This window comes from Asanoa iriomotensis (assembly GCF_016862515.1).
GTDB lineage: Bacteria > Actinomycetota > Actinomycetes > Mycobacteriales > Micromonosporaceae > Asanoa > Asanoa iriomotensis.
The window spans coordinates 1-13,427 of the sequence record NZ_BONC01000046.1; the positions used below are offsets into that span (position 1 = coordinate 1).

General features: G+C 71.9%; 15 protein-coding genes and 1 riboswitch. Of the genes, 4 read left to right on the forward strand and 11 right to left on the reverse strand.

What is annotated here, in order from left to right; all coding sequences use genetic code 11:
• Positions 1 to 124 precede the first annotated feature (124 nt).
• Positions 125 to 1,450, reverse strand: coding sequence for a chorismate-binding protein (locus Air01nite_RS27345; protein WP_203706188.1), 1,326 nt, complete (start codon positions 1,448 to 1,450; stop codon positions 125 to 127).
• Between the two features lie 123 nt (positions 1,451 to 1,573).
• Here Air01nite_RS27345 and Air01nite_RS27350 point away from each other — a divergent pair, with 123 nt between their 5' ends.
• Positions 1,574 to 1,774 carry a DUF5999 family protein gene (locus Air01nite_RS27350; protein WP_203706189.1) on the forward strand — a complete coding sequence of 67 codons (201 nt, stop codon included), beginning with the start codon at positions 1,574 to 1,576 and terminating at the stop codon, positions 1,772 to 1,774.
• Positions 1,775 to 1,874: 100 nt separating this feature from the next.
• Here the strand turns inward: Air01nite_RS27350 and gcvP are convergent, their stop codons facing one another.
• Positions 1,875 to 4,697 (reverse strand): aminomethyl-transferring glycine dehydrogenase, encoded by a 2,823-nt coding sequence (gene gcvP / locus Air01nite_RS27355; protein ID WP_203706190.1) that lies wholly within the window; start codon positions 4,695 to 4,697, stop codon positions 1,875 to 1,877.
• Between the two features lie 87 nt (positions 4,698 to 4,784).
• Positions 4,785 to 4,885, reverse strand: a riboswitch (glycine riboswitch).
• Positions 4,886 to 4,968: 83 nt separating this feature from the next.
• Between gcvP and mgrA the strand changes: the two genes are divergently transcribed.
• The 3 genes from mgrA to Air01nite_RS27370 all read left to right on the forward strand — a co-directional run bounded on the left by mgrA (position 4,969) and on the right by Air01nite_RS27370 (position 7,748).
• The gene (gene mgrA, locus Air01nite_RS27360) at positions 4,969 to 5,967 is read left to right on the forward strand and encodes an L-glyceraldehyde 3-phosphate reductase (RefSeq protein WP_203706191.1); all 999 of its coding nucleotides are present in this window, start codon (positions 4,969 to 4,971) and stop codon (positions 5,965 to 5,967) included.
• 31 nt (positions 5,968 to 5,998) lie between these two features.
• On the forward strand, positions 5,999 to 6,673 hold the full coding sequence (locus Air01nite_RS27365) for a SanA/YdcF family protein (protein WP_308439986.1): 675 nt from the start codon (positions 5,999 to 6,001) through the stop codon (positions 6,671 to 6,673).
• 256 nt (positions 6,674 to 6,929) lie between these two features.
• Complete coding sequence (locus Air01nite_RS27370) at positions 6,930 to 7,748, forward strand: hypothetical protein (protein ID WP_203706192.1); 819 nt, start codon at positions 6,930 to 6,932, stop codon at positions 7,746 to 7,748.
• Here the strand turns inward: Air01nite_RS27370 and Air01nite_RS27375 are convergent.
• The 9 genes from Air01nite_RS27375 to Air01nite_RS27415 form a co-directional block, all read right to left on the reverse strand.
• Positions 7,720 to 8,349 (reverse strand): dihydrofolate reductase family protein, encoded by a 630-nt coding sequence (locus Air01nite_RS27375; RefSeq protein ID WP_203706193.1) that lies wholly within the window; start codon positions 8,347 to 8,349, stop codon positions 7,720 to 7,722. The two genes, Air01nite_RS27370 and Air01nite_RS27375, sit on opposite strands and share 29 nt — an antisense overlap.
• On the reverse strand, positions 8,346 to 8,822 hold the full coding sequence (locus Air01nite_RS27380; protein ID WP_203706194.1) for an SRPBCC domain-containing protein: 477 nt from the start codon (positions 8,820 to 8,822) through the stop codon (positions 8,346 to 8,348). Before Air01nite_RS27380 ends, Air01nite_RS27375 begins: the two co-directional genes overlap by 4 nt.
• The gene (locus Air01nite_RS27385; protein ID WP_203706195.1) at positions 8,819 to 9,151 is read right to left on the reverse strand and encodes an ArsR/SmtB family transcription factor; all 333 of its coding nucleotides are present in this window, start codon (positions 9,149 to 9,151) and stop codon (positions 8,819 to 8,821) included. The genes Air01nite_RS27380 and Air01nite_RS27385 overlap by 4 nt, the downstream gene beginning before the upstream one ends.
• Positions 9,152 to 9,207: 56 nt before the next feature.
• Positions 9,208 to 9,786: a MerR family transcriptional regulator gene (locus Air01nite_RS27390; protein ID WP_203706196.1), complete on the reverse strand. Its 579-nt coding sequence runs from the start codon at positions 9,784 to 9,786 to the stop codon at positions 9,208 to 9,210.
• A gap of 159 nt (positions 9,787 to 9,945) precedes the next feature.
• Positions 9,946 to 10,413 carry a bifunctional nuclease family protein gene (locus Air01nite_RS27395; RefSeq protein WP_203706197.1) on the reverse strand — a complete coding sequence of 156 codons (468 nt, stop codon included), beginning with the start codon at positions 10,411 to 10,413 and terminating at the stop codon, positions 9,946 to 9,948.
• Positions 10,414 to 10,571: 158 nt separating this feature from the next.
• The gene (gene ftsR / locus Air01nite_RS27400; RefSeq protein WP_203706244.1) at positions 10,572 to 11,246 is read right to left on the reverse strand and encodes a transcriptional regulator FtsR; all 675 of its coding nucleotides are present in this window, start codon (positions 11,244 to 11,246) and stop codon (positions 10,572 to 10,574) included.
• A gap of 75 nt (positions 11,247 to 11,321) precedes the next feature.
• A complete protein-coding gene (odhI, locus tag Air01nite_RS27405) occupies positions 11,322 to 11,774 on the reverse strand; it encodes an oxoglutarate dehydrogenase inhibitor Odhl (protein WP_203706198.1) in 453 nt (150 codons plus the stop codon).
• Positions 11,775 to 11,933: 159 nt separating this feature from the next.
• The gene (gene gcvH / locus Air01nite_RS27410; protein ID WP_203706199.1) at positions 11,934 to 12,311 is read right to left on the reverse strand and encodes a glycine cleavage system protein GcvH; all 378 of its coding nucleotides are present in this window, start codon (positions 12,309 to 12,311) and stop codon (positions 11,934 to 11,936) included.
• Between the two features lie 21 nt (positions 12,312 to 12,332).
• Positions 12,333 to 13,418: a DUF881 domain-containing protein gene (locus Air01nite_RS27415; RefSeq protein ID WP_203706200.1), complete on the reverse strand. Its 1,086-nt coding sequence runs from the start codon at positions 13,416 to 13,418 to the stop codon at positions 12,333 to 12,335.
• Positions 13,419 to 13,427: the final 9 nt, after the last annotated feature.

Here is a 13,427-nt window from a genome sequence, read left to right on the forward strand (position 1 = left end):
CCCCGGAAACCCGACCAGGACCGCTCACCCGGTTCTGCCACACCCGACCACGCCCGAGCACCATGAGCGGCCCCGGATCCCACGACCAAGGGGGTACCGGCCGGGGTGGCGCCGCTATCGCGTCCTAGGACGAAGCCAGTAGGCGGCGGATCGGGGCCGCCTTTGCGGCTGCTTCCGCTACCTCGGCGGCCGGGTCGCTGTCCCAGGTGATGCCGCCGCCGGCCCACAGGTGGAGGCGGTCCGGGTCCGCGGCCGCCGTGCGGATCGTCAGGCCCAGGTCCAGGTCGCCGTTCGCGTCGATCCAGCCCAGGGCGCCCATGCTCGGGCCGCGGCCCACCGGCTCCAGCGCGGCGATCTCCGACAGCGCCGCCAGCTTCGGTGCGCCCGTTACCGAGCCGCCGGGGCAGGTCGCGCGCAGTAGGTCGGCCAGGCCCACGCCGTCGGCCAGGTCCGCCGTGACCACCGACTCCGCCTGCCACAGGTCGGCCCAGCGGCGGATCGCGAACAGCTCGTCGACCCGGACACTGCCCGTGCGGGCCACCCGGGCCAGGTCGTTGCGTTCCAGGTCGACGATCATCACGTGCTCGGCGCGCTCCTTCGCCGACGAGAGCAACTCCTGCCGGCCCGCCGCGGTCGCGTGGCGCGTGCCCTTGATCGGGCGGGTGGTCACCCGGCCCCCGACGACCTGGATCAAGGTCTCCGGCGACGCGCAGCCCACCGCCCAGCCGTCCCCGGAGAGCACCCCGCCGTAGCGGGCACCCGCCAGGCCGGCCAGCCGGGCCAGCGCCGGCAGGGGGTCACCCACGTACGGCGCGGACGCGTGCCCCACGACGTTGACCTGGTAGACGTCGCCCCGGCCGATGGCCGCGCGGACCGCCGACACGGCCGCCGCGTGTGCGGCCGGGGTCCAGCTCGGCTCCCACTCCCCCAGCCGCCAACCCCCAGTCTCAGCACGTGGACCGGAACGGCTTTGATTTCGGAGCGCCGCACGCCACGACGCGGAGCCGGAGGCCGGCGGAAGGCCGTGACCGACCCCACCCAGCGAACGCGCAGCTGGCAGCCAGAGAGGCGCCTCAGCCACCTCAGTGTGCTCGTATATCACGGCGACCACGTCCGGGACCGCCGGCGCCGGGGTGGGTTCGCCCACAGCCGCCCGCGCCAGCATGGCCGCGCCGCCCGCCGCGGAGATCAACACCGCAGCGCCGCAGACAGATCCGGACTCGCTTTTGGCTACGGAGCGTGACATGGTGGGGGTAGAGAACGACCGCACGTCCAGTCCGTCGGCGGCAAGGAAATCTTCGAGATGCTGAGCCGGATCGCCACCCTCCGTAGAGCGCCACTCCATTCGGGAGCGCTCTTTTATACGGAGAGTGCACGAACCACCGACACCCTGAAAGCGGGTAGCGGGATGTGGAAGCGTTCCCACGACGAGTGGCCGATGGTTACTCATACGAAGGGTGGATTCTTCCGCGTAACGTCCGCAACTTGCTCGTACGTGCCCCGTCCAACGGGGTAGCCTCCGTCACTGGTCATGTGAACCATGACACGGCACCCCCATCGTCCGGAGACCCCGATGTGCCAGCACCAACCGACCTGTCCCTCCGCTGAAGCGATGGATCGCGACGCCGCCCGCGCAGTCGCCGCGTTCCCCGAGCAGGGCTGGAGCCTGCTCTGCAACGGTGTGATCCTCTTCGAGGACACCGGAGAGCTGCTCCCCGACGGCCGCACCATCGCGCCCCACCGCGGGCCCGCCCGCCACGCCCTCGCGGCGTAGCAAACAACCAGCCTAGGCCGCCGCACCGCCGCGGCAGCCCAGGCCCCTTCCGAGCACCGTCGCTCGCAACCCTCACGACCAACCGGGGGCCCCGCGCGCCCTACTCGAACGCCTCCGGCGGCGGGCACGCGCAGACCAGGTTGCGGTCGCCGAACGCACCGTCGATCCGGCGGACCGGCGACCAGTACTTCCCGACCCGGGACACCCCGAACGGGTACGCCGCCACCGAGCGCGGGTACGCGTGGGACCACTCGTCCCCCGTCACCATCGCCGCCGTGTGAGGCGCGTTGACCAGCGGGTTGTCGTCGCGGGGCCAGGTGCCCGACGCGACCGACGAGATCTCCTGCCGGATCGCGATCATCGCGTCGCAGAACCGGTCGAGCTCCGCCAGGTCCTCGCTCTCCGTCGGCTCCACCATCAGCGTCCCGGCGACAGGGAACGACATCGTCGGCGCGTGGAAGCCGTAGTCGATCAGCCGCTTCGCGACGTCGTCGACCGAGACGCCGGTCGCCTTGGTCAGCGGCCGCAGGTCCAGGATGCACTCGTGGGCGACCAGGCCCTTGTTGCCGCTGTAGAGCACCGGGTAGTGCTCCCGCAGCCGCGCCGCCACGTAGTTGGCCGCCAGCACCGCCACGCCGGTCGCCCGGGTCAGCCCCTCGGCGCCCATCATCCGCAGGTACGCCCACGGGATGGGCAGGATGCCGGCCGAACCGTGCCGGGCCGCGGAGACCGCCGCGCCACCGCCGGCGGAGGCCGCCAGCGGGTCGCCGGGCAGGAACGGCGCCAGATGCGCGCGCACGCCCACCGGCCCGACACCCGGACCGCCGCCGCCGTGCGGGATGCAGAACGTCTTGTGCAGGTTGAGGTGCGACACGTCCGCGCCGAACCGGCCCGGCTTGGCGAAACCGAGGAGCGCGTTGAGGTTGGCGCCGTCCACGTACACCTGGCCGCCCGCGTCGTGCACCTTCGCACACAGCGACGCGATCGCGGTCTCGTACACCCCGTGCGTCGACGGGTAGGTCACCATGATCGCGGCGAGCCGGTCGGCGTGGACCTCGATCTTGGCGTCGAGGTCGACCAGGTCGACGTTGCCGTCGTCGTCGCAGGCCACCACGACGACCCGCATGCCGGCCATGACGGCCGACGCCGCGTTGGTGCCATGCGCCGACGACGGGATCAGGCAGACGTCGCGGTCCTCCTGGCCACGCGACCGGTGGTAGCCGCGGATCGCCAGCAGCCCGGCCAGCTCACCCTGTGACCCGGCGTTCGGCTGCACCGACACGGTGTCGTAGCCGGTCACCTCGGCCAGCCACCCCTCCAGCGAGGTGATCAGCTCCTGATAGCCGGAGGTCTGCGCCGCGGGCGCGTGCGGGTGGATGTTGGCGAACTCCGGCCAGGTGATCGGCTCCATCTCGGTGGTCGCGTTGAGCTTCATCGTGCAGGAGCCCAGCGGGATCATGCCGCGGTCGAGCGCGTAGTCGAGGTCGGAGAGCCGCCGCAGGTAGCGCAGCATCGCCGTCTCGGACCGGTGCGCGTGGAACACCGGGTGGGTGAGGAACTCCGAGGTCCGCTCCAGGTCCGCGGGCAGGGCGTCCGCGACGTCACCGGTGTACGGCGAGACGCCGAACGCCTCCCACACCGAGGCGAGATGCGCGTCGGTCGTGGTCTCGTCACAGGCGATGCCCACGCTGTCGGCGTCGACCCGGCGCAGGTTGACGCCCCGCTCGGCGGCGGCGGCCACGACGGCGTCCGCCCGGCCCGGCACCGACGCGGTGACGGTGTCGAAGAAGACGTCGGACGCGACGGTCACGCCGCCCGCCCGCAGGCCGGCCGCGAGCCGCGCGGCGGAGGCGTGGGTGCGCCGGGCGATCGACCGCAGCCCGTCCGGCCCGTGGTAGACCGCGTACATGCTGGCGATCACCGCGAGCAGCACCTGCGCGGTGCAGATGTTGCTGGTCGCCTTCTCCCGCCGGATGTGCTGCTCGCGGGTCTGCAGCGCGAGCCGGTAGGCCGGTGCGCCGTCGGCGTCCTTGGACACCCCGACCAGCCGCCCGGGCAGCATCCGCTCGAGACCCTTGCGAACGGCCAGGTAGCCGGCGTGCGGGCCGCCGAAGCCCATCGGCACGCCGAACCGCTGCGTCGTGCCGGCCGCGATGTCGGCGCCGATCTCGCCCGGCGCCCGCAGCAGCGTCAGCGCCAGCAGGTCGGCCGCCACCGTGACCAGCGCGCCGACCTCGTGCGCGGCCGCCACCAGCGCCGCCTGGTCACGCACGGCACCGGACGCGCCCGGGTACTGCAGGTGCAGACCGAAGAACTCCGCCGGCAGCGCCGACGGCCCCGCCGACAGGTCGCGCACCTCGACGGTGATGCCGAGCGGCTCGGCCCGCCCCTCGATCACGGCCAGGGTCTGCGGCAGGGTATCCGCGTCGACGACGTACACGGAGGACTTGCTCCTGGTCGAACGCCGGGCCAGCGTCATCGCCTCGGCGGCCGCGGTGCCCTCGTCGAGCATCGACGCGTTGGCCGTGGTCAGCCCGGTCAGGTCGGAGACCATCGTCTGGAAGTTGAGCAGCGCCTCCAGCCGGCCCTGGCTGATCTCCGGCTGGTACGGCGTGTAGGCCGTGTACCAGGCCGGGCTCTCCAGCACGTTGCGGCGGATCACCGCCGGGGTGTGCGTGCCGTAGTAGCCGAGGCCGATCATCGAGACGTTGACGGTGTTGCGGTCGGCCAGCGCGCGCAGCTCGGCGATCACCTCGGCCTCCGACGCGGCCGGCGGGAGGTCGAGGGTGCCGTGCCAGCGGATCACCTCGGGGATCGCGGCGTCCATCAGGTCGTCTACCGAGCCGTAGCCGACCTGGTCGAGCATCCGGCGCTCGCTGTCGCGGTCCGGCCCGATGTGGCGATCTGCGAAGGAAGCGGTCATCGGCGGGAACTCCTGGAGGCAGAGAGAGCGAGGTCGGCTAGCAACCTCCCCCTCTGTCGGGCCCGGAACGGGTCCTCCAGAGTCGCCATGTCCCGCGCGGTCCTTTTGCCTGAGAGGTTCCGGGGAGGATTTGCCCCTTCGGCGCCGTCCGGCCCGACTGGACCGGCGAACTCTCCCACGCGGATGGTTCGGCTTAACGCAAACGCTACCAGTGTTGATGATCCAAAGGGGTAACGGCGTGGGTGAGGTCTCCTCACCTACGCTGTCCGCCGTGACCTATCTTGCCGCCGACGACCGTTACGACTCGATGACCTACCGCCGGGCCGGCCGCAGTGGTGTCCGGCTCCCCGCCATCTCCCTGGGCCTCTGGCACAACTTCGGCCACGGCCGCAACCTGGACACCCAGGCCGCCATCCTGCACCGGGCGTTCGACCTCGGTGTCACACACGTGGACCTGGCCAACAACTACGGCCCGCCGCCCGGCTCCGCCGAGGAGAACTTCGGGCGGATCATGGCCCGCGACCTCAAGCCGTACCGCGATGAAATAATCATCTCGACGAAGGCCGGCTATCTGATGTGGCCCGGGCCCTACGGCGAATGGGGCTCCCGCAAATACCTGATCTCGTCGCTGGACCAGTCGCTGAAGCGGATGGGCCTCGACTACGTCGACGTCTTCTACCACCACCGGCCCGACCCGGACACGCCGATCGAGGAGACGATGGCGGCCCTGGACCACGCGGTCCGGTCCGGGCGCGCCCTCTACGTCGCGATCTCCAACTACACCTCGGCGCAGACCGCCGAGGCGGTCAAGATCCTGCGCGACCTGGGTACGCCGCTGCTGCTGCACCAACCCTCGTACTCGATGCTCAACCGCTGGATCGAGCGCGACAACCTGCTCGACACCCTCGAAGAGGCCGGCGCCGGCTGCATCGCGTTCAGCCCGCTGCAGCAGGGCCTGCTGACCAACCGCTACCTCGACGGCATCCCCACCGACTCCCGGGTCGCGACCGGCGGGTTCCTCAAGGAGAGCCACCTCGACGAGCAGACCATGCGGGTCGTCCGCGAGCTCAACGAGATCGCCCGGGAGCGCGGGCAGACCCTCGCCCAGCTCGCCCTCGCGTGGGCGCTGCGGGACGAGCGGATGACCAGCCTGATCATCGGCGCGAGCAGCGTCGCCCAGCTCGAGGACAACGTGGGCGCGCTGGCCAACCTGGCGCTGTCAGCGCAGGAGCTGGACGCGATCGACGGTGCGCTGACCAACCCCGCCTGACGGTGTTGCGGCGGTGATCCACAATGGGGCCGTGCCCCGCCGACGTCGCCGCTGGCTCTGGATCAGCGTGATCGCCGCGGCCGCCACCGCAGTCGTGGCGGCCGCGGCGGTGCTCGGCGCCGGGCTGTGGCTGCGCGCCGGCGCCCGCGGTCACGTCTACTCGCTGGCCGACGTGCCGTCGGCTCCGGTGGTGATGGTGCTCGGCGCGCAGGTCTACCCGGACGGGACGCCGTCGCCGTTCCTGGCCGCCCGGCTCGACCTGGCCCGGCAGCTCTACGACGCCGGCACGGTGCGGGCCGTGCTGGTCTCCGGCGACCACCGCGAGTGGCACTACGACGAGCCGGGCGCGATGAGCCGGTGGCTGGTCGAGCGTGGGGTGCCGGAGCGCCGGATCGTGCAGGACCACGCGGGCTTCGACACCTACGACTCGTGCGTACGCGCGAAGAAGATCTTCGGTGTCGACCGGATGATCGTGGTGACGCAGCAGTTCCACATCGACCGGGCGGTGGCCCTGTGCCGCGACGCCGGGATCGAGACGGTCGGGGTCGGCGACGAGACCGTGAAGCGGTTCGGGCGGGCGTGGGACTACGGCGCCTTCCGCGAGCAGCTCGCCGGGGTCAAGGCGGCGTGGGACGTGGTGACCGGACGCGACCCGGTGTTCCTCGGGCCGCGCGAGACCGGAGTCGAGGACGCTCTCGCCAACTGATCGTTGCGACTGGCAGGATGCCCGCGTGCGTGCTGCCCTCCGTACCGTGGCGGTTGTCGGGTTCGTCGCTCTGTTGAGCGCGTGCGGCGGTGACCCTGCTGTCGCACGACCATCGGGTCCGACCCCTTCCGTCGGTGCCTCTCCTTCCGGCGGCGTCGACGCACTCGGCCGCGGACCGGCACGGCCGACGCCCTCCGCGAAGCCGGCAGCCGGCTGCAGCGGTGCATTGCCCGCCGACAACGTCTGGCGTGCCGACGTGCGCAAGCTGCCCGTCCACCCGAAGTCGGCGGCGATGGTGGCCAGCATCGGCGCCGGCGCCGCGATGCACCCCGACTTCGGCTCCGGCACCTGGGAGGGCGCGCCGATCGGCATCCCGGTCACGACCGTCCCCGCCGGACAGAAGAAGGTCACGGTCAGCTTCGAGTACGCGGACGAGAGCGACCGCGGGCCGTACCCGATCCCGGCCAACGCGAAGATCGAGGGTGGCCCGCAGGCCGACGGCGACCGGCACGTGATCGCTTTCGACAAGACAGCCTGCAAGGTGTACGAGCTGTTCTCGGCCTACCCGCAGGGCGGCGGGTGGCGGGCCGGCTCCGGGGCGGTGTTCGACCTGCGCTCCAACAAGCTGCGGCCGGCCGGCTGGACCTCCGCCGACGCGTCCGGCCTGTCGATCTTCGCGGGCCTGGTCCGCTACGAGGAGGTCGCCGCCGGGCGGATCGACCACGCGATCCGGATCACCGTGCCGAAGACCCGCACCGGCTACACCTGGCCGGCCACCCACTCCGCGTCGTCGGCCACCGACGCCAATCTCCCTCAGCTCGGCCAGCGGCTGCGGCTCAAGGCCTCGGTGTCGACCGGCTCGATGCCCAGGCAGGCGCGGATCGTCGCCGACGCGATGAAGCGCTACGGCGTGGTCGTCGCCGACCACGGCTCGGCCTGGTACATCTCCGGCGCGCCGGACGACCGGTGGGACAACGACGCGCTGCGCGCCCTGAAGTCGTTGACGGGCAGCGACTTCGAGGTGGTCGACACCGGCGGGCTGGTGGTCAGCCGGACGTCGGGGGCAGTTCGCTAGCTCCCGTGTACGTCGCGACCGGCGCGTCGCCCGTCGTCTCGTACTCGAGCAGCAGCATGCCCGTGGGGGTCGCCTCGTGGCCGACCAGGCGCATGCCGACCGCCCTGCCCGGGTGTTCGAACAGCCGCCGCCCGGCGCCGACGACCGTCGGTGCGACGACGAGCCGGACCGCGTCGACCAGGCCCGCGTCGAGCAGCGCGTGACCGAGCCGGGCGCTGCCGTGGATCTGCAGCTCACGGCCGGGCTTGCGCTTGAGGTCGGCCACCTCGTCCAAGCGCAGCACGGTCGCCGGCTGCCAGGGCGTCTCGGTCAGGGTGCTAGACACCACGTACTTCGGCAGGCCGTTCATCCGCTCCGTGAACGGGTCGTCAGGGTCCGTGATGTGCGGCCAGGCGGCGGCGAACTCCTCGTAGGTGCGGCGGCCGACCAGGAGCCCGTCGGCCAGCGAGAGCCAGTGCGCGGCCGCCTCGACGAACCGGGCGTCGGCGTGCGGTGTCAGCCAGCCGCCGCGGGTGAAGCCGCCGGTGGTGTCCTCGTCGGGTGAGCCAGGACCCTGGCTGACGCCGTCGAGCGAGACGAACTCGGTGAGCGTGACCTTCATCGGTTTTCCTCCACGATCGCGGCGAGCTGTTGCGTGACGGTGCCCCAGCCGTCGCTGAAGCCGAGCTTCTCGTGGCGTTCGCGGGAGGTCGGGTCGCCGTGCCGGACCAGGACGCGGTAGTCCGTGCCGTCCGGGTGGTCCGCCAGGGTGATCTCCGCGGTCATCACGATGACGCCCGGGTCGGCCGGCCGCCAGGTGCTGTCGATCGCGGTGGTGAACGCGATCCGGGTCAGCTCGTCCGCGGCGAGGAACGCGGCGTCCAGGTGCGGGCCGAACACGTCGCCGTCCGCGTCGTCGGACAGGCGGGTGACGAACGCGCCGCCGGGGCGGACGTCGAGGCGCTCGACACGGCAGCGGCTCGGCGCCGGCACCCACCACCGGGCCAGCCGGTCGGGATCGGTCCAGGCCCGCCAGACGGCCGCCCGGGGCGCGCGGATCACGCGGTCGAGGGCGAGGTCGAGGTCGGGGTTCATGCGGGGTCCTCCTCGGTGAGCAGCTGCTCCAGGCGGTCGGTGCGGTCCTCCCAGACGCGGCGCTGCTCGGCGAGCCAGTCGTCGAGCAGGCCGAGCCGCTCGCGGTTGAGCACGCAGGTGCGGACCCGGCCGGACTTGACCGTGCTGATCAGGCCGCTGGCCTCCAGCGTGCGCACGTGCTTCATGAACGACGGCAGCGTCATCGGGAACTCGCGGGCGAGGTCGCCCACGCTGGTGGGACCGCGGCCGAGGCGCCGGACGACGCCGCGTCGGGTCGGGTCGGCCAGGGCGACGAACACGTCGTCGAGCGCGGCCGAATACTGTGCCATGAGGCTAAGTATTGCCGCCGTTCAACACTTAGCGCAAGGGCTAAGTGTTGGTGTTCTCAGCCGGCGCGGCGGCGGGCGCGGCGGGCGGCCAATTCGTCGCCGGCCGGTGCGTCGTCGACCTCGTCGTCGGCGCCGGCGGGCTCCGCGGGCTCGGCCGGCAGGTGCGACAGGGAGCCCTGGATCTCCTTGAAGGCGCCGCCGATCGCGATGCCGAACACGCCCTGGCCGCCCTGGAGCAGGTCGACGACCTCTTCCGGCGAGCGGCACTCGTAGACCGTGGTGCCGTCGGAGATCAGCGTGATGCCCGCGAGGTCCTCGACGCCGCGCGAGCGCAGCGTCTCGATCGCCTTGCGGATGTTCTGCAGCGAGACGCCGGCGTCCAGGAGGCGCTTGACCACCTTGAGCACGACGAGGTCGCGGAACGAGTAGAGGCGCTGCGTGCCGGAGCCGGAGGCGTCACGGACGCTCGGCACGACCAGTGTCGTGCGGGCCCAGTAGTCGAGTTGGCGGTAGCTGATGCCGACCGCGTGGCAGGCGGTCACACCGCGGTAGCCGACGGAGTCGCCGTCCGTGGGTGCCGGCGCCGCGTCGGCGTCGGATCTGCCCTCGGGTTCGGGATCACGTGGGTCGGGCATGTGGCTACCTCCCCGCCAGCGAGGTGTCGCGTCGTGCCGGGACGCGACCCCGTCAACAGCGCCAACCCTATAGCTCAGATCGAGCCTTCGGGCGCAGGCTTTGCGCCGACACGCCGCGATCTGACGACATCACCCGAGGGACGCTCGGACTTCGCCGACTCAGCCCGCGAAGTCCTCCGGCCGCACCTGCTCCAGGAACTCCCGGAACTTCTCGACCTCGTCCTCCTGCTCGTCCGGAATGACGATGCCGGCCTCGGAGAGCACCTGCTCGGCGCAGCGGATCGGCGCGCCGACGCGCAGCGCCAGAGCGATCGAGTCGCTCGGGCGCGCCGAGACGCGCAGGTTGTTGTCGCCGATCAACAGGTCGGCGTAGAAGACGTTTTCCTTCAGCTCGACGATCTCCACGGCGTTGAGCGGCTGCTGCAGCGCGGCCAGCACGTCGCGGAGAAGATCATGGGTCAGCGGCCGGGCCGGCTTCACGCCCTGCTGCTCGTAGGCGATCGCCGTGGCCTCCACCGCACCGATCCAGATCGGCAGGTAGCGGTCGCCCTCGACCTCTCGGAGCAGCACAATCGGCTGGTTGCTGGGCAACTCGACCCGAACCCCGACCACGCTCAGCTCACGCACCGCGCCTCCGTCGTCGTTGTCGTTCCGTTGTCGTTCCCAGCGCCGTTTCCGGCCCCTTCCTTGCACGGTACACGCGCGAGCGGAGTGCGTCCCGCACGCGCGGTCGGTGCCGAGGAGGAACCGCGTTCGAGCCTACGTGATCTCGCCGTCACGTAGCCCTACCGCCCCAGGGTGTCCCGCAGGCCCGCGCGGACCAGAGCGGCCCGCAGTTGCTGGGCCAGACCGGTCAGCTCCTGGGCGGCTGCGGCGGCCCGGGCGCGCGCCGCGGGGTCCTTCTGCCGTGCCATGGGGCCCACGAGCTGTGCGAACAGGCCCACGTCCCGGTCTGCCGCCGCCTTGTAGCCGCGCAGGTGGCGCACCTGGAGCCCGTAGGAGGCCAGGCCGGCCACCGCCGCGGCGATCACGAGGGCGTCCGCGTCGTACCAGCCGGGGGTGCGCTGCGTCACCATGCCCAGCTCCTCCAGCTCCGCGAGGCTGGCCGGATCGATGCCCGTGCGCTCGACCAGCTCCGCGCGGCGGACGAGCGCGTCGACGGGCGGCACCGCGGCCGGCTCGTCGGGCACGGCGACCAGCACGGGGCGGCGCGGTGCCACATCGGCGCCGGTGTCGTGTGCCTCGAGCTCGGCCCGGATCACCCGCAACGGCAGATAGCGGTCACGCTGCGCGGACAGCACGAAGCGCAGCCGCTCGACGTCCCGCCAGCTGTACTTGCGGTAGCCGGCGGGCGTGCGCTGCGGCTCGACGAGCCCCTCGGCCTCGAGGAAGCGCAGCTTGGAGATGGTGGTGTCGGGAAACTCCGGGCGCAGCTCCGCCAGGACCTCGCCGATGCTCATCCGCGGCAGCAAGCGCGGGTCGGCGCCGGCCGCCGCGCCCGGGGCACGTTCGGTCACGCGTCGCCTCCCGAAGCGCTAACCGCGCGGGGACTCCTCGTCGGGGCGCGGCCCGGCGATGAAGACCAGCCGGAACTTGCCGATCTGCACCTCGTCGCCGTTGCTGAGCGTCGCGGCCTCGACCCGCTCGCGGTTGACGTAGGTGCCGTTGAGGCTGCCCACGTCGCGCACCGTGAAGGTGCCACCGTCGCGGTGGAACTCCGCGTGCCGGCGGGAGACGGTCACGTCGTCGAGGAAGATGTCACTGTCGGGGTGCCGGCCGCTCGTGGTCACGTCGTGGTCCAACAGGAACCGCGCGCCCGCGTTGGGCCCCCGCCGGACGACCAGCAAGGCCATCCCGGGCGGCAGCGAGCCCGACATGCGGCCGGGCACGACGTCGGCGTCGGGGCCCTCCAGCACTTCGTCGAGCGAGCCCAGATTGAGCGTCGACGTGACGTCGAGTGGGGGAAACTCGTCGTCGGGGCGCGTCATCGGTCCACCTCACGGATCTTTCGGCAGCGGCGCCGGACACCCCGGCCCCTAGTGGGCAGCAGCTTGGAACAAGTCAAAAACAACCTCGCGAGCCTAGCCAGCCCTGAAATCCAGGGTCAACCGGACGCGCGGGCACTTCCTACGCTCCGGAGGGCTCGGTCAGCTCTCGGTGAGCGTGCGGTAGGCGGCCGCGGTGAGCAGGCCGTCCAGCGCCGCCGGGTCGCTGGGGTCGATCTCCACCAACCAGCCCTCCCCGTACGGGTCCGCGTTGATCGTCTCAGGCTCGTCGACGAGCCGGTCGTTGCGGGCCACGACCGTGCCGGAGATCGGTGCGTAGATCTCCGAAACGCTCTTGGTCGACTCGACCTCACCGAACGAGTCGCCGGCGGAGACCTGCGCGCCCTGCTCCGGAAGCTGGACGTAGACGATGTCGCCCAGGGCGTCCTGCGCGAAGTGGGTGATGCCCACCCGCGCCGGGCCGTCGCCGCCGCGCACCCATTCGTGCTCGGCGGTGTATCGCAGGTCGTCAGGGATCACCGTGATTCCTTCGTCAGTCCGTCAGCTCACCGGCTTGGCGTGCTTGAGGTCGACGGGCGCGGCGGTGGCCGTGACGTCGACCGTGTCGTGCTCGTCGACGATCACGTTACCGCCGTCCGCTTTGATCGACGGCACCAGCCCGTCCGGAATGTTGAGCGCCGTCCGCATGGTCGGCGGATCACCGATCACCGTGATCGTGTACGGGCCGGTCAGCCGCCTGCCGGAGACCTCGAGCCCACCATCGGAGTCGATGAAGTACGTGCTCGCGACGATCCGCACCGGCGCGCCGCCGCCCGTGCCGGAGATCTGCATCGCCTCCGCGTCCGCGCCGCGCAGTTCCTGCACCGCGTTGAGGATGTCGGACGCCGCGATCGGCTGCGGCCCCGCGATGAACCGGATCGTCAGCCCCGGACCGGTCGCCGCGGCCGTGCCCGCCAGGATCGCGAGCTCGTCGGCGCGCTTCGTGGCCTCCTCCAGCGCCGCGGCGCGCCCCTGTGCGCCGGACTGGAGCTGGCGCTGGCTGTCCTGCAGGGACGCGATCTCGCGCCGCAGGCGGTCGTCCTGCGCCTGGAGGTCGGACTGGAGGCGCACCAGGTCGTCCTCGCGCATCGCGGCCAGGTCGGAGTCGACGGACTTGCCGCGCAGCTGGATGGCGAGCGTGAAGCCGAGCAGCGCGAGGAGCACCAGGATGATCACACCGGCGGTGCCGCGTCGCTTCCGCCGCGGCGCCGGTTCATCCACATCGGATACGGGCTCGTCGCTCTTTGGGGACTCCTCCCCGGTTGTGCCCTCCGTGACCGGGGAGAGGCGGATCGTCTCCTCGTCCGGTCCGGCGTCCGCCTGCTGCTCCGGGCTCGGCGGGGGTGCCGGGCGGGCAGGTGCAGGGCGGCCGGGCGCCGGCCGGCGGGCAGGCTTCTCGGCGGTCGGTTGCTCCTGCGGGCGTACCGGGATGGGCCTGGTCGCTTCTTCGTCCTGGTTCTCGTCCTGGTCCTGGTCTGGCGTCTGGTCGTGCGTCTGGTCCTGCGCCTGGTCCTGTTCCTGGTCCGCCGGCTTCTCGATGCGGGCCGTGGGTTCGTCGGCGGCGCTGTCGCGCGGGTCGTCGGTCATCGCATGGTC